At 63.0% G+C, this 16032-nt stretch carries 14 protein-coding genes and 1 other RNA gene; all 15 read right to left on the minus strand.

Translation table 11 applies throughout. The features are described from left to right. Window position 1: 1 nt before the first annotated feature. Window positions 2-847: a cell division protein FtsQ/DivIB gene (locus tag EZI54_RS09910; RefSeq protein WP_131481503.1), complete on the minus strand. Its 846-nt coding sequence runs from the start codon at window positions 845-847 to the stop codon at window positions 2-4. Next, entirely contained in the window at window positions 840-1796 is a 957-nt protein-coding gene (locus tag EZI54_RS09915; RefSeq protein ID WP_131481505.1) for a D-alanine--D-alanine ligase, read from the minus strand. Before EZI54_RS09915 ends, EZI54_RS09910 begins: the two co-directional genes overlap by 8 nt. Then, window positions 1793-3244: a UDP-N-acetylmuramate--L-alanine ligase gene (gene murC, locus EZI54_RS09920; protein WP_131481507.1), complete on the minus strand. Its 1452-nt coding sequence runs from the start codon at window positions 3242-3244 to the stop codon at window positions 1793-1795. Before murC ends, EZI54_RS09915 begins: the two co-directional genes overlap by 4 nt. Next, entirely contained in the window at window positions 3237-4319 is a 1083-nt protein-coding gene (gene murG / locus EZI54_RS09925; protein ID WP_131481509.1) for an undecaprenyldiphospho-muramoylpentapeptide beta-N-acetylglucosaminyltransferase, read from the minus strand. Before murG ends, murC begins: the two co-directional genes overlap by 8 nt. Further along, window positions 4309-5511 (minus strand): putative lipid II flippase FtsW, encoded by a 1203-nt coding sequence (gene ftsW / locus EZI54_RS09930; protein ID WP_131481511.1) that lies wholly within the window; start codon window positions 5509-5511, stop codon window positions 4309-4311. Before ftsW ends, murG begins: the two co-directional genes overlap by 11 nt. After that, complete coding sequence (murD, locus tag EZI54_RS09935) at window positions 5508-6851, minus strand: UDP-N-acetylmuramoyl-L-alanine--D-glutamate ligase (RefSeq protein WP_131481513.1); 1344 nt, start codon at window positions 6849-6851, stop codon at window positions 5508-5510. Before murD ends, ftsW begins: the two co-directional genes overlap by 4 nt. A gap of 15 nt (window positions 6852-6866) precedes the next feature. Further along, a complete protein-coding gene (gene mraY, locus EZI54_RS09940; protein ID WP_131481515.1) occupies window positions 6867-7952 on the minus strand; it encodes a phospho-N-acetylmuramoyl-pentapeptide-transferase in 1086 nt (361 codons plus the stop codon). Then, the gene (locus EZI54_RS09945) at window positions 7952-9319 is read right to left on the minus strand and encodes a UDP-N-acetylmuramoyl-tripeptide--D-alanyl-D-alanine ligase (protein ID WP_131481517.1); all 1368 of its coding nucleotides are present in this window, start codon (window positions 9317-9319) and stop codon (window positions 7952-7954) included. The genes mraY and EZI54_RS09945 overlap by 1 nt, the downstream gene beginning before the upstream one ends. After that, window positions 9316-10803, minus strand: coding sequence for a UDP-N-acetylmuramoyl-L-alanyl-D-glutamate--2,6-diaminopimelate ligase (locus EZI54_RS09950; RefSeq protein WP_131481519.1), 1488 nt, complete (start codon window positions 10801-10803; stop codon window positions 9316-9318). The genes EZI54_RS09945 and EZI54_RS09950 overlap by 4 nt, the downstream gene beginning before the upstream one ends. Before the next feature lie 3 nt (window positions 10804-10806). Further along, window positions 10807-12519 carry a peptidoglycan D,D-transpeptidase FtsI family protein gene (locus EZI54_RS09955; protein ID WP_131481561.1) on the minus strand — a complete coding sequence of 571 codons (1713 nt, stop codon included), beginning with the start codon at window positions 12517-12519 and terminating at the stop codon, window positions 10807-10809. A gap of 64 nt (window positions 12520-12583) precedes the next feature. Continuing rightward, window positions 12584-12979 (minus strand): cell division protein FtsL, encoded by a 396-nt coding sequence (gene ftsL, locus EZI54_RS09960; RefSeq protein WP_131481521.1) that lies wholly within the window; start codon window positions 12977-12979, stop codon window positions 12584-12586. Window positions 12980-12981: 2 nt separating this feature from the next. Continuing rightward, window positions 12982-13941: a 16S rRNA (cytosine(1402)-N(4))-methyltransferase RsmH gene (rsmH, locus tag EZI54_RS09965; RefSeq protein ID WP_131481523.1), complete on the minus strand. Its 960-nt coding sequence runs from the start codon at window positions 13939-13941 to the stop codon at window positions 12982-12984. Continuing rightward, on the minus strand, window positions 13938-14390 hold the full coding sequence (gene mraZ / locus EZI54_RS09970; RefSeq protein ID WP_123635996.1) for a division/cell wall cluster transcriptional repressor MraZ: 453 nt from the start codon (window positions 14388-14390) through the stop codon (window positions 13938-13940). Before mraZ ends, rsmH begins: the two co-directional genes overlap by 4 nt. A gap of 368 nt (window positions 14391-14758) precedes the next feature. Beyond that, window positions 14759-15117, minus strand: an RNA gene (gene rnpB, locus EZI54_RS09975) — RNase P RNA component class A. A gap of 53 nt (window positions 15118-15170) precedes the next feature. Beyond that, window positions 15171-16028 (minus strand): 16S rRNA (cytidine(1402)-2'-O)-methyltransferase, encoded by an 858-nt coding sequence (rsmI, locus tag EZI54_RS09980; RefSeq protein WP_131481525.1) that lies wholly within the window; start codon window positions 16026-16028, stop codon window positions 15171-15173. Between the last annotated feature and the right edge of the window lie 4 nt (window positions 16029-16032).

Raw genomic sequence — 16032 nt, forward strand, 5'->3', positions numbered from 1 at the left:
TCTATGAATTTTTCTCAGGCGCTTTCTCAAGCGTCTTCCAGCGCACCGCCACACCGTTGGTGTAACGGGCATCGATACGTTCCACTTCGTCGGCCCGGGAAGCCAACCGCTGTTGATAGACCGTCATGAAGCGGTCGAAGCGGCTCTCCACCTGGTCGCGTCCCAGCGCCACCTCAATGCCGTTGGCCAGCTTCAGCGTCCAGGCCCCCCTTTTTTCCAGGGTCAGGCCGGCAAAGCCGATGTTCCTGTCATGCAGCTTGTCGGCCATTTTCCGGGCCACCGACACAACCTCCTCGGCCCGCCCTTCAGGCCCGGAAAGGTGCGGCAGACTGCCGGCCACTTCCGGGTTGGCCGGCCGGAACACATGGCCGGAGCGGCCGATCAGCTCACCGTCGTTCCAATAGGCCAACGGCCGTTCCTCCCGGATATCGATCGCAAGACGGTCCGGCCAGACCCGGCGGACCGCGGCCGACTCCACCCAGGGCTCCCGTTCCACCTGGTGCTTCACGTCTTCCAGGTCCGTGGCAAAGAAACTGCGTCCCACCAGGTTGCCCAGGTCCGCGCGCAGCTGCTTTTTATCCAGGCCCTTGAGATCGCCTTTCACCTCCACATCGACAATCGGCCGGTCCAGCGCGTTCAGCGCCGACCCGGTTGCCCAGGGCACCAGCCCCGCCAGGACCAGCACCGCCAGTCCCAGGGTCACCTGCAGCCATGGCAGCGTCAGCAACCAGCCCCAGATCACGCCCAGCGGGTTAAACGGCTGGCGATCCGGTTCCAGAGACGTGGCCCCTCGCCGCCGCGGCGGTTCCGGGGGCTGGCGCATACGCAGGCTCAACAGGTCACGCATCGGCGTTCTCCAGGGTGTCCTCCAGGATCCGGACCACCAGTTCTTCGAAGCTCATGCCCGCCGCGCGGGCCGCCATGGGCACCAAGCTGTGGTCCGTCATGCCGGGCGCGGTGTTGACCTCCAGCAACCAGAATTCGCCATCCGCGTCCTGCATGACGTCGACCCGCCCCCAGGAGCGGCAGCCCACGACGCGGAAAGCCTCCTGGGCCAGTTGCTGCAATCGCAATTCGTCATCCGGCGCCAACCCGCACGGCACCTGATAGCGGGTGTCGTCACTCAGGTACTTGGCGTCGTAGTCGTAGAACACATGATCGGTACTCAGACCAATCGCCGGCAGCGCATGCTCCTGCAGGATGCTGACCGTGAATTCCGGGCCTTCGACCCACTCCTCGATCAGCACCAGCGGGTCGTGTTCGCTGGCCGCCTCGTAGGCGTCCACCAGTTCCTCGCGGCTGCCGACCTTGCGGATGCCGATGCTCGATCCTTCCCGGGCCGGTTTGACGCCCAGCGGCATCCGCAGCGCTGCCACGATGTCGTCCGCATCTTCCACCGAGGTCATGGTGCGGAACTTCGGTGTTTTCAGACCACAGCCCTCAAACACGTACTTGGTGCGCAACTTGTCCATCGCCAGCGCCGAGGCCAGTACGTCACTCCCGGTGTAGGGAATGCCGGATTCGGCGAGGATCGCCTGAATGGTGCCGTCCTCGCCGCCGCGACCGTGCAGCGCGATGAAGACCCGATCGCAATCCGCCGGGCTGACTGCATTGAGCAGGTTGCCCTGCACGTCGATGCCGAAAGCGTCCACGCCGGCGGCGATCAGGGCATTCAGCACGGCTTCCCCGCTCTTCAGCGACACCGCCCGCTCTGCAGAATTCCCTCCCATCAGGACCGCCACGCGACCCAGGGCTTTGACCAGATCCGGATCTGCACGATAGATCGGGGCCGTCATGCGTCACCTCCCCCCTTCAGTCCAGAGGCCGCCAGCCGGGCGGCCACACCGCCGATATCACCCGCGCCCTGGGTAAAAAGAACGTCGCCATCCTGCAGGGTGCGTGACAGAAGCTTGCGGATGTCGTCGTCTTTCTCCACAAAAATCGGCTCGATGTTGCCGCGCTGGCGGATACTGCGGCACAGGCTGCGCCCGTCCGCACCCGGGATGACCGGTTCGCCGGCAGCGTAGACGTCCATCAGCAACAGCGCGTCCACATCGGACAGCACCTTCACGAAGTCTTCGTACAGGTCGCGGGTCCGGCTGTAACGGTGCGGCTGGTACAGCATCACCAGACGACGCTCGGGCCAGGCCTCACGGGCGGCGCGGATCACGGCGGCCACTTCGGTCGGGTGATGGCCGTAGTCGTCCACCAGCGTGACCGTACCGCCTTCGATGGGATAGTCGCCGTAGACCTGGAAGCGCCGTCCGACACCGGCAAAACCGGCGAGGCCTCGGACGATCGCATCGTCATCCACACCCTCGTCGCTCGCCACGGCGATCGCCGCCAGCGCGTTGAGTACGTTGTGTCGACCGGGCATGCGCAGGGACACGTTCAGATCCGACCGACCGCCAGGGCGCGTGACCACAAAGTGGGTCTGCAGGCCATCGGACTGGATCTTGGTGGCGCGGTAGTCCGCGTCCTCGTCGTCGATGCCGTAGGTAATGATGGCCCGTGAAATCCGCGGGGTGATCTCGCGCACGTAGGCGTCGTCGCTGCACATCACGGCCACGCCGTAGAACGGCAGGTTGTGGAGGAAGTCGACAAACGTCTGCTTGAGCTTCTCCAGGTCGTTGCCGTAGGTGTGCATGTGATCCGCTTCGATGTTGGTCACCACGGAAATCACCGGCGTCAGGTGCAGGAACGACGCATCGCTTTCGTCGGCCTCGGCCACCAGGTAGCGGGAGCCACCCAGTTGGGCGTTGGTGCCGGCGCTGTTGAGTTTGCCGCCGATGACGAAGGTCGGGTCCAGACCCGCTTCGCCCAGGACCGAAGCAATCAGGCTGGTGGTGGTGGTTTTGCCGTGAGTCCCGGCCACCGCGATGCCGTGGCGGTAACGCATGATCTCCGCCAGCATTTCCGCCCGCGGTACAATAGGGACACGACGATCTCGGGCCGCTTTGACTTCCGGGTTTTCCGCACTGACCGCCGTCGATACCACGACCACATCGGCATCGGCACTGTTCTCTTCACGGTGGCCGATAAAGATCTGCACACCCAGGCCTTTCAGGCGGTCGGTCACGGCGCCGGCCTTCAGGTCGGAACCGGATACCTCATAACCCTGGTTATGCAGGACCTCGGCGATACCACACATACCGGCACCGCCAATGCCGACGAAATGGATCCGGCGGATCCGGCGCATTTCCGGGACCTGGTACACCAGCGGCGGATTGGTTGATTCAGCCATGGGCCGCCTCCAGACAATAATTCACAACACGCTCCGTAGCGTCGGCCCGGGCCAGTGAGCGCGCCGCATCCGCTAACGCCGCCACTTTCTCGCGGTCGCTACAGAGGGTGCTCAGGGTTTCGGCCAACACGTTATCTGTCAGTTTGCTCTGCGGGATCAGGATGGCTGCCCCCGCCTGTACCATTTGCTGCCCGTTCCGGGTCTGGTGGTCGTCCACCGCGTGCGGGAACGGCACCAGGATGGCGCCCAGTCCCACCGCACAGAGTTCGGCAATCGTCAAAGCCCCGGCCCGGCACAGTACGATGTCAGCCCAGTTGTACGCCTCGGCCATATCGCTGATGAACGGCTCCAGCTTCGCCGTCACCCCGGCCTCTTCATAGGCTGCCTCGGTGGCCTCCAGGTTGCGCGTTCCGCACTGGTGGCGCACCGTGGGGCGCTGATCTTCCGGCATCAGTGCCAGTGCCCGGGGCAGGGTCGTATTGATCGCCTGCGCCCCAAGGCTCCCGCCGAGAACCAGCAGCCGCACCGGTCCGCTGCGCTCGGCAAAACGGGCCGCTGGCGCCGCCATCGTTGCCAGGTCACCGCGCACCGGGTTGCCGGTGTAGCGGGTAACGACTGCCTGGCCAAAGCTTCCGGGGAAGGCCTCCATGACCGTTTCGGCGAAGCGGGCCAGGATCCGGTTGGTCATGCCGGCGATGGCGTTCTGTTCGTGAACCAGCAACGGTGTCCGTGTCAGCCAGGCCGCCACGCCACCGGGACCGGTCACGAAGCCGCCCATGCCGATCACGCAGTGCGGTTTGATCCGGCGCATCACACCCAGCGCCTGGATCAGCGCCCGCGCCAGCCTGAACGGCGCCAGTAGCAGCGCCAACCGGCCCTTGCCGCGCAGGCCGGAAACGGTAATCGTTGCCATCGGGATACCCGTCTCGCCGATCAGCCGTTCTTCCATACCCCCGCGGGAGCCCAGCCAGTACACCTCGTGCCCCTGCTCCTGCAGATGGCGGGCCGTGGCCAGCGCCGGGAACACATGGCCTCCGGTGCCACCGGCCATGATCAGGAAGCGCCTAGTCGTCATAACTGGCCCCTCCTTTTGTTTTCGCCTTGCCTTTACCGCCCTCGCTGGCCTGTTCCAGCTTGTCCAGCCGTTCCATCTCGATACGCGCCAGTACGCCGATGCACACGCAGGTGGCCAGCAGACTACTGCCGCCATAACTCACCAACGGCAATGTCAGCCCCTTGGTGGGCAGCAGGCCGGTATTCACGGCAATATTGATGGCCGCCTGGAGCCCGATCAGCAGCGTCAGGCCGTAACCAAAACAGGAGGCAAACGGCATCCCCGCCTGTTCGGCGCGACGTGAAATCACCAGGCCCACCCACACCAGCAGCCCGAACAACAGCAGGATGCAGAGCGAGCCGATCAGTCCGAATTCCTCGGCGATGATCGCGAAGATAAAGTCGGTATGGGCCTCTGGCAGGTAGAACAGCTTCTGCACCGAATTGCCGAGCCCCACGCCGAACCACTCGCCTCGACCGAAGGCAATCAGCGACTGGGTCAGCTGGTAGCCGGTATCGAACTGGTCCTGCCAGGGGTCGAGATAGGACACCACCCGCTTCAGCCGGTACGGCTGGAACACCACCAGTGCCACACCCAGAGCCAAGCAAGCGGCAATCAGGGGCAGGAACCGGCTCAGGCGCACACCGGACAGGAAGATCATGCCCAGCGCCGCCGTCATCAACACCACTGTGGCGCCGAAGTCCGGCTCAATGACCATCAGCATCGAAGCAAACCCCAATACCAGCACCGGCTTGAGGAAGCCGAACCAGGTATTCACCAACTCGTCACGACGACGCACGACATAGCCGGCGAGGTACGCGATCAGACAGATCTTGGCCACTTCGGACACCTGCACATTGAACAGGCCCAGCGGAATCCAGCGGGTGGAGCCGTTGACTGAACGGCCCAGCGGGGTCAACACCAGCGCCAGGATCAGCAGCGCAATGCCCAACAGCAGCCAGCCGCTGCGCTCCCACCAGCTCAGGGGAACGTTGGCGACCACCAGGCACAGCACGGCGCCCATAAAGGCATACACAAACTGGCGACTGATGTAGTAGTAGGCGTTACCCATGTTCTGCGCTGCGGTATCCATGGACGCGGAGCCAATCATGACCACGCCGATCAGCAGCAGGGTCACGGCGCTGAAGATCAGCAGCGGCAGCGGTTGCAGGCCGCCGGTGCGGGACAGCTTCATGGCCAGCGTTGCGTTCATGACAACGCCTCCACCTGCTCGATAAAGGCCGCACCGCGCGCCTCGTAATGGCTGAACATATCCAGGCTCGCGCAGGCCGGGGACAACAGCACACGGTCCCCGGGTACGGCCACTGCGGCGGCCTCGCGGACCGCCCCGGCGAGATCTGCAACCCGACGCACCTCGGCCTCGCCGGACAGGGTATCCTGCAACCGGCCAGCGTCCTTGCCGAAGACGATCACCGAACGGCAACTCTGGCGCACCGGGGCTTTCAGCGGCTCAAAATCGGCGCCTTTGCCATCACCGCCGGCAATCAGCACCAACCGGCCCTGCTTCGGACGCAGGCTGTCCAGTGCCGCCACCGTGGCTCCGACGTTGGTGCCCTTGGAGTCATTGACGTAGTCGACGCCATTCACGGTGCGCACGAACTGGCAGCGGTGCGGCAGCCCCTCGAACGTCCGGGCCACCTCCAGCATTTTCTCCATAGGCAGTCCCACGCAGTCCCCCAGCGCCAGCGCCGCCATCACGTTCAACAGGTTATGGCGACCGATCAGCCGCAGCTCGTCGGCACGGATCAGGTTGTCGAAGCCGTAGGTGATCCAGAGGTGACCTTCGTCCTCGCGCAGGCTGAAGGTGTCCGGATTGATGCGGTGTTCGCCATAGCAGCGGAACGTCAGGTTGTCCCTGGCCATGGGCTGGCTCAGCGCGTCGTCCAGATTGATAACCGCCTTCTCGCACCCGTTGTAGATGCGCTGCTTGGCCTGGAAGTACGCCATCCTGGTGGGGTAGCGGTCCATATGGTCATCGGTCACGTTGAGAATGGTGGCCGCCTTGGCCCCCAACTCCTCCGTGGTTTCCAGCTGGAAACTGGACAACTCAAGCACGTACAACTCCACATCATCCGCCAGCAGATCCAGCGCCGGCGTGCCGATGTTGCCACCGACAGCCACACGCACACCCGCACCGCGCGCCATTTCGCCCACCAGCGTGGTCACCGTGGTCTTGCCGTTGGAACCGGTAATCGCCACGATCGGTGCTTTTGCCGCTTCGCTGAACAGGTCGATGTCGCCGCGGATATGCGCGCCCTTTTCCCGGGCCTGTTTGATCGCCGGTGTGGCAATACTGATACCGGGGCTGACCACCAGCTCGTTGAAGCCGGCAAACAGGTCCGCGTCGAATTCGCCCAGATGGACCGGCACGTCCGGCCACTGCCTGCGCAGCTCGTCCAGGCCCGGCGGTTGCTGCCGGGAATCCGCCACGGCAACAGACCGCCCCTGCCCACACAGGTAGCGCACGCACGAGAGCCCGGTCTTGCCGAGCCCTACAATCAATGTGCGACGATCTGAAACAATGACACTCATCGACGATCCAACCGCTTAACGAATCTTCAACGTGGCCAGTCCAACCAGGACCAGGACCACCGTAACGACCCAGAACCGCACGATGACACGCGGCTCGGGCCAGCCTTTCAATTCAAAATGGTGATGCAGCGGCGCCATCCGGAAGATGCGCCGTCCCGTCAGTCGATAGGAGGCCACCTGCAGGATCACGGAAATCGTTTCCATCACGAACACCCCGCCCATGATGAACAGCACCAGTTCCTGACGGACAATCACCGCCACCACACCCAGCGCTGCACCCAGCGCCAACGCACCCACGTCACCCATGAAAACCTGGGCGGGATAGGTGTTGAACCAGAGGAATCCCAGCCCGGCCCCCACCAGTGCGCCGCAGAACACAATCAACTCGCCGGCCCCCGGCAAGTGGGGAATCAGCAGGTAAGAGGCGAACTGGGCGTGGCCGGACAGGTAACAGAAAATCGCCAGTGCCGCGGCCACCATGACCGTCGGCATGATGGCCAGTCCATCCAGGCCGTCCGTGAGGTTAACCGCGTTACTGCTGCCGACAATCACCAAATAGGTCAGCAGGATAAAGGCAACGGGGCCCATCACGATGCTGACGTTCTTGAAGAACGGCAGGAACAGCGACGTTTCCTGGGGCAGACTGGACGAATAGAACAAGGCAATGGCCGCGCCGGCACCGATTACCGACTGCCAGAAGTATTTCCAGCGCGCCGGTAGCCCCCGGGGATTGCGCTCGACAACCTTGCGGTAGTCGTCCACCCAGCCGATGGCGCCGAACAGCAGTGTCACCAGCAGGGTGATCCAGACGTAACGGTTGGTCAGGTCCGCCCACAGCAATGTGCTGACGGCGATCGCCACGAGGATCAGCGAACCGCCCATGGTGGGCGTGCCGGCCTTGCTCAGGTGCGTTTGTGGCCCATCGTCACGCACCGCCTGGCCGATCTGGTACTGGCCCAGCTTGCGGATCATGTAAGGCCCGATAATCAGGGCGATCAGCAGCGCCGTCAGCACGCCGAGGATGCCGCGCAGGGTGAGGTAACGGAAAACCGTCAGCTCATCGAAATACTGCGCGAGGAAGTCTGCCAGCCAGAGCAACATCAGTTATTCACCTTCTTGATCAATGCCCTGACCACGTTATCCATGGCAGAACTGCGAGAACCTTTTACGAGAATCGTCATGGGCGCTGCCTGGTGTGCGATCAGCCAGTCCACCGCTTCTTCGTGGGTGGCGAATGCCAGTCCACCGTCGCCAAAACCGGTCAGATAGCCTCCGGCACTGGGACCTACCGCCAACAGGTGGGCCACCCCCTTGTCGCGGGCAAACGCACCGACCTCGGCATGCAGCTTGTCGGCGTCCGCCCCCAGCTCGGCCATACTCCCCAGCACGGCAACCCCCATACCCGGTTGCCGGGACAGGACATCCACCGCCGCTTTCATGGACGTGGGGTTGGCGTTATAGCTGTCGTCGATGAGATTGACGCCGGACTGTAACGCAATCTGCTCAAGGCGACCTTTAACGGGTTTTAATTCATCCAGCCCGCGATAGATGGCATCGTCGGTCGCGCCCAACTCGCGGGTCGCTGCGATCGCCATCAACGCATTCAGTAAGTTGTGCTTTCCCGGGAGATTGAGACGCACCGGGGCGATCCAGCCACCGGGGCCCACCGCCTCGAAGGTGACCTGACCGTTTTCTGAGCGAACATTACGATAGTGATAATCCGCGCCCTTATCGTCTGTCGTCGCCACCGTGAGCACCCGGCGCTCACCGGCGCGCTTGCGCCATATGGGACACGCCGGATCGTCGGCGTTGAGAATCACCGCGCCGTCCAGATCGACGCCCTCGACAATCTCGCCCTTGCCTTCGACGATATTCTCGTAGCTGCCGAAACCCTCCAGGTGGGCTTCGCCGGCATTGGTAATCATCGCCACTTCCGGTCGGGCCAGATTGACGGTGTAGGCGATCTCGCCGACTCCACTCGCGCCCAGCTCGATCACGGCGTATTGATGGTCCGGCGCCAACCGGAACAGGGTCAGCGGCACGCCGATGTGGTTGTTCAGGTTGCCCTGGGTGGCCAGGGTTTCCCCCTGGTGGCATAGGATGCTGGCCAGCATTTCCTTGACGGTGGTCTTGCCGCTGCTCCCGGTCACCGCAACGCAACGCGCCGGGCTGGCCAGGCGATTCCCCAGGGCCAGACGCCCCAGCGCCTTGAGGGTGTCGTCCACCACCAGTTGGGGTATCGCGACTCCGTCAACCGGATGATCCACCACAGCAGCCACAGCCCCGGCCTGGGCCGCATCCAGGACATAGCGATGGCCATCGAAACGTTCGCCGCGCAGGGCAACGAACAGGTCGCCCGGATTGATCGTCCGGGTGTCGGTGGACACGCCGGTGAACCCGACCGTCGGCGACTGTGGGCTGGCGCCGGCCATTTCGGCCGCGTCCTGGAGGGTGAATCGCTGCATCATTGTTCCGCCTCCCTGTCCACCAGCGCCTGGCGAACGACGCCGGCATCGCTGAAGTCGTGTCGCTCGCCCTGGATTTCCTGGTAGGTTTCATGGCCTTTACCGGCCACCAGCACCACATCGCCCGGCAGCGCTTCAAACACCGCCTGACGGATCGCCGCTTCCCGATCGTGAATCACCTCAACCCGACCCTCGTCGGTGAATCCGGCCAGAATCTGTTTGACGATGACTCCGGCATCCTCCGTACGCGGATTGTCATCCGTCATAATGACGCGATCAGCCAGCTTTTCAGCCACAGCAGCCATTTCCGGACGCTTGCCCGTATCGCGGTCACCGCCACACCCGAAGACGCACCACAACTGCCCCTCCACGTGCGGCTTCAACGCCTGCAGGGCGTTCTGCAAGGCATCCGGCGTATGGGCGTAATCCACCACCACCCGGATACCCGCAGCCCCGGCGAACACCTCCAGCCGACCAGGCGGCGGCAACAATTTCTTCGCCGCCGATGCCACATCATCCCGCGAGGCCCCCAGTTGCAGCGCCGTCGCCATGGCAGCCATCACATTGCTGACGTTGAACGTGCCCAGCAGCGGCGCGGACATCGAAAATTCGCCCCAAGCACCGTCAAATGTGGCGTCGAAACCATCCGCGTGGGCGGTCAACGACTTCAGCCAGAGCTCGGTCTGGGATTCGTGCAGGCTGTAACGAATGCGGTCGCATTGACCCTCCAGTTGGCCATGGAGCTGGCGACCGAAGGGATCGTCGAAATTGATCACCGCGAATTCCAGCCCGTCGCGGCGGAACAGGAGACTCTTGGCCTCGGCATACGCTTCCATGCTGCCGTGGTAATCGAGATGGTCGCGGGTCAGGTTGGTGAAGATGGCGCCGCGGATACGCACGTCGTTCACCCGACCCTGGTCGAGGGCATGAGACGAGACTTCCATCGCCACGGCCTTACCGCCGGATACGCGAATCCTGCGCAGCGCCCGGTTGATCGTGATCACATCCGGGGTGGTATGGGTTGCCGGCGTCATCTGGCCACCCACGCCATAGCCGAGTGTGCCGATAATGCCGCAACTGTGTCCGACCGAGCTCAGGAGCTGGCTCACGAAATAGGTGACGGACGTCTTGCCGTTGGTGCCGGTCACACCGATGACATCCAGCTCGCGGGAAGGAGACCCATAGAAGCGGTCTGCGATCATCCCCATCCGCTGCTTCAACGAGGGCACGGCCACGACCAGGGCGCCAGACCGCTCATAGCAGGCCGGATCGCCATCCCCCACATCAATCATGACAACGACAGCACCGGACTCGATGGCATCGGTCACATATCGATCCGCCGGCGTACTGGCCCCTGCGATGGCCACAAAGGCATCGCCAGAGCGAACCTCGCGGCTATCCGCAGTCAGTCCGTGAATGGTGACGTCGAACACCGACGGTACGTCGACGATGCCGGCCAGTAGATGATTCAGGGATGTCATGCCCATGGCTTACCCCCTGCCCCCGGAGTGGTCCCGTGACTGGGATGCCACCGGACTGTCATCGAGATCCGGGCGCACATTCAGCAAGCGGAGGGCGTCGCCCATGACCCGGGAAAACACGGGAGCAGCAACTTCCCCTCCATAATACTCTCCGCCTTTCGGCGCATCGACAGCGACAACACAGACGATCCTCGGGTTGTCCACGGGCGCCATGCCGGCGAATATGGCCTTGTACTCGCTGTCTTCATAACCGTGCTGGCCCACCAGATGGACAGTGCCGGTCTTGCCGCCCGCCTCGTAGAAACCGATCTGTGCCCGTTTACCGGTGCCATCTTCAATGACGGCCCGGAGCATATCGCGGACCTGGGCCGTGATATGCTCCGGAATCACACGCTGTCCCTGGGGCGGCTCGTCGCGCTTGATCAGGCTCAGCGGGTAGCGGATACCGCCATTGGCCAGAACCATGTAGGCTTCAGCCAGTTGCAGGGCATTGATACTCAGACCGTAGCCGTAGGACAAGGTTGCCACTTCGACCGGGTGCCACCGGGTGGGCGCCGGCAACACACCCACGGCCTCGCCCGGGAACCCGATGCCGGTCGCCTGCCCCAAACCGACGCTGAGGAACATGTTGCGGATCGGATCGCCGCCCATCTTCGCGGCAATCTTGCTCATCCCCACGTTGCTCGACTTGGCAATGATGCCCTTGAGATCGAGTACACCATGGTCGCTGGTATCCCGGATCGTGTAGCGTCCAAAACGCAGATAACCCGGATTCGTGTCGATCCGGGTCTTCGGGGTCACCACTCCGGCTTCCAACGCAGCCGCCATCGTAATGGGTTTTATCGTCGACCCGGGCTCGAACAGATCCGTGATCGCCTTGTTCCTGAGATTGGCGGGATCGAGCTGACTCCTGTCGTTGGGGTTGTAGGACCCCTGATTCACCATGGCCAGCACTTCGCCGGTGTCCACGTCCAGCATGACCAGCGTTCCGCCCCGGGCATGATGGGCCTGGACAACCGCCTTGAGTTCCCGGTACGCCAGGTACTGCAGCCGCAGATCCAGGCTGAGCTCCAGGTTGCGCCCTGAGCGGGCATCCTTGACGAGACTCAGGTCCTTGATGACATGGCCACGACGATCCTTGAGGACCCGCTTGCTGCCGCGCTCGCCCGACAACCAGTCGTTGTAGGCCAGTTCCATGCCTTCCTGGCCATGCTCGTCGATGTTGGTGAAACCGACGACGTGGGCGGCCACTTCACCCGTGGGATAGTAACGACGGTATTCCCGGCGGCTGTAGATACCCGGAATGTCCAGTGCCATGGCCTTGCGCGCCAGGCCCGGCTGGATCTTGCGGCTGACATAGATGAATTCGCGGGTGGCGTACTGTTTCAGGCGCGACCGCAGGCTGCCCTCGCTGATACCGAGCATCCGGGCCAACGGCGTAATGCGCGGATCGTTGGGGTCCATTTCGCTGGGATTGGCCCAGATGGTCTGGACCGGCGTACTGACCGCCAACGGCTCTCCGTGGCGATCGGTAATCATGCCGCGGTGGGCGTCGATGGTTTCCGTGCGAACGGTGCGCACTTCACCCTGGCGCCGCAGGAAATCCTGGTCGACAACGTGCAGCTGCACCAGCCGTGCCGCCAGGGCCACCATGACAAGCACGAACGCGCCCAGCACGGTGGCATGGCGCCAACCGGCCAGCCGCGCTTTCAGCTTCTGCATGGTGTTCTGTGTCGACTGCTTTGTAGACACGATCCCTACCCTGACGACTCGCTCATCATTGTTGTTAAGGCTGTGCCTGTACCAGAACAATGTCCTGCTTGCCGGGCACGACCATATTCATTCCCTGAGAAGCGCGGGCCTCGACACGGCTATGGGCACTCAGGGCGCTCTGTTCCAGCAGCAATTGGCTCCACTCCCGCTGGTAGCCATCCCGCTGGGCCTGGAGCTGGGCCAGGTCGTTGAACAGCACCCGGTTTTCATGGGCGCTATAGACGACGCCGATGGCCGAAAAGACCAGTACACTGGCCAGCCCCGCCGAAATCAGCACATGGCGCTGGCACAGCCCGGCAAAAATCCGGCGTGACAGTCGCATGGCCGTGTTGACGCCGGCCTTCATGGTGTCCGGGTGCAGGCGCTTGCGCGTCTGGACCTGGGGCCGCTCAATCGTTACCGCTGCCATTGTTATACCTCGCTCTTCCCTGACCGACGCTCGAGGACGCGCATGACGGCGCTCCGGGCACGAACGTTATCGGTCACTTCGTCTGTTTCCGCCTTGACGGCCTTGCCGATCAGGTGAAAGTCCGACTCCGCCTGATCCGCCGTCACCGGCAACCTGCGGGGCAGTTGAGGCCCTCGCGCCAGATCCCGCATGAACCGCTTGACGATGCGGTCTTCCAGTGAGTGGAAGCTGATTACCACCAGGCGACCACCCGGCTCGAGGTGCTCGACCGCGGTCTTGAGGCCGGCTTCCAGATCTTCCAGCTCCCGGTTGATAAAAATGCGCACGGCCTGGAACGTCCGTGTCGCCGGGTGTTTGTGCTTTTCTTTCCTTGGCACGGCACCGGCGATCAGCTCGGCAAACTCACGCGTGGTTGCCAGCGGCTCTTCCGCCCGCCGGGTCACGACGGCCCGGGCAATGCGGCGCGAGAAACGCTCTTCGCCGTAGCGCCAGATGACATCGGCAATCTCGGCTTCCGGCGCGCTGTTCAGCCACTCCGCTGCGCTCGGCGACTGCTCGGGGTTCATGCGCATGTCCAGCGGGCCTTCCCGCATGAAGCTGAAGCCGCGCGCGGCATCGTCCAACTGCGGCGACGACACGCCGAGATCCATCAGCATGCCGCTGATGGTCTGCCAGCCGCTTTCCGCCAGAAACCGTTCAAGCTCCGCAAAGGAGCCGTGGCCAATATGAAAACGGGAGTCGGCTTGCGCCAACTCCCTGCCTGCCGCGATGGCCTCGGGGTCCTTGTCCACCCCGAGCAGCCTGCCGCTGTCGGACAGCCGCTCCAGAATAAGGCGGCTGTGCCCGCCACGCCCGAATGTCCCATCGATATAGCGCCCGTCAGAACGGATCACCAACGCGTCGACAGCCTCACTCAAGAGCACCGAAAGGTGCTTGGGTGAGGCGCTCTTTGGCGCGGTCATAGGGAAAGTGACTCCATCTCCGGCGGCATATCGTCGTCATCCTCCGACTCATCCAGCCAAGCGAACCAGCGCTCTTCGCTCCACAGTTCCAGCTTCTTGCCCTGCCCAACCAGCATCAGTTTCTTTTCCAGGCGCGCATAGCTGCGCAACGTCGGCGGCACCAGCACCCGGCCGGCACCATCCAGCTCCAGCGGAGTGGCATGACCCAGCATCTTGCGCTGGAGCCGGCGCGCCGCCTTGTTCATGTTCGGCAAAGCTTCAATCTGCGGACGGATCTCGTCCCACTGCGGCTCCGGGTAGACCAGCAGGCAACGTTCCTCGTCGGCATTAGCCGTCAACACGATGCGGCCGCCGCAGACTTCGGCGAGCTCCTCGCGCACGCGGGTCGGGATCGCAATACGCCCCTTCGCGTCCATGTTGATGGCATGACTGCCGAGAAAGTTGCTCATAAATGCTGCCAGTCGCAGGCCTCAAACCGGCTCGATCGCCGGGGCCGAAATCAAGAGCGGGCAATTTTCCCACTCCCGCCCTCCAAAAACCACAAAAAACCACTTCTATCCACTTTTTCCCACTTCTGCACACTATAGAAACACGGAAAATACAATGCAAGCGCCGTCAGAGGCGGCTCACCCGAAAAACTTCCTGTTATGACAAGGGTTTAGAGAGAGAAAAAGAGAAGCTACCCGGAAATGGAGACAATAACCCTCGACAAATCAAGTAGCTGAAGCGTTATTTATACAAAAAACCTGAGGAGTAAGAATTTTTCGCTATATTCAGGAGGGGAATCTGCACAACGGAGATCACAGGGAAGAAAAGAAAAGCGAGCTCGCCTGTAAGCCGGGTTCTGTCGAGAACAGTCATTCATCTAGGATTTGCGTCACCGCAAACCTCAAGCAACCTACCCGAGTCCAGCGCGGGCCACGCCAACGGACTCCTATTTGGTCTTGCTCCAGGTGGGGTTTACCATCGCCGTGAACTGTTGCCAGTCACGCGGTGCGCTCTTACCGCACCTTTTCACCCTTACCGGCGCCCGAAGGCGCTTAGGCGGTTTCCTTTCTGCTGCACTTTCCGTCGGCTCACGCCGCCCAGGCGTTACCTGGCACCTTGCCCTATGGAGCCCGGACTTTCCTCCCCCTTCCGTCAGTGACGGCAGGCGGCGACTGCCCAGCGAGCTCAGGCGAGACAATACGCCCCCGCCCCCGAGCGTGCAAGCGAAAAAGGCCGTGACGTTACGGCTTCAGAGACAGAGCCCGCTGATACAACTCGTTGCGGGACAGTCCGGTCAGCTCGGACGCCATTTTTGCCGCCACCTTGACCGGTACCTCGCGCAACAACACCGTCAACAGATCATCAGGATCAATCCCGGTTGCACTGGCACCGGACGATTCAGGCGCGCCCGCGACCATCACCACATATTCCCCTTTTTCGGCGTAGTCATCCCCGGCCAGCTGCTCGACCACAGCCTCGGCGGTACCGCTGTAGAAGGTCTCGAACGCCTTGGTGAGCTCCCGCGCAAGGACCGTCGCCCGCTCCGACCCAAAGACCTCGACCATCGCCGCGACCGTTTCCCGGATGCGGTGCGGGGCTTCATAGAAGACGAGGGTCCGCGTTTCATGCCGTAACGCCTTGAGTACCTCCAGCCGCGCCTTGCGCTTGGCCGGCAGAAAACCTTCAAACGTAAACCGGTCGGTGGGCAGGCCGGCTGCGCTCAGCGCGGCCGTAATGGCGCAGGGCCCGGGGATCGGCACCACGGCCAGTCCCTGCTCGCGCGCTGCGCGGACCAGGATGAACCCGGGATCGGAGATCAGCGGTGTGCCGGCATCGGAAACCAGGGCCACGGACTGCCCCTGACGCAGGCGCTGCAGGACCGATTCATGGCGTTCACGCTCGTTGTGCTCATGCAGGGCCACCAGCGGTTTGTGGATGCCGAGTACCTGCAGGAGCCGCTGGGTATGGCGCGTATCCTCTGCTGCGATACAATCCACCCGGGCCAGGATGTCAGCCGCTCGCTGACTGATATCGCCAAGGTTGCCGATGGGGGTTGCCACGATATAGAGAAGGCCGTGGTCGGCAGCGCTGTCGGGCATGTTG

It is taken from the genome of Marinobacter halodurans (assembly GCF_004327985.1).
GTDB lineage: Bacteria > Pseudomonadota > Gammaproteobacteria > Pseudomonadales > Oleiphilaceae > Marinobacter_A > Marinobacter_A halodurans.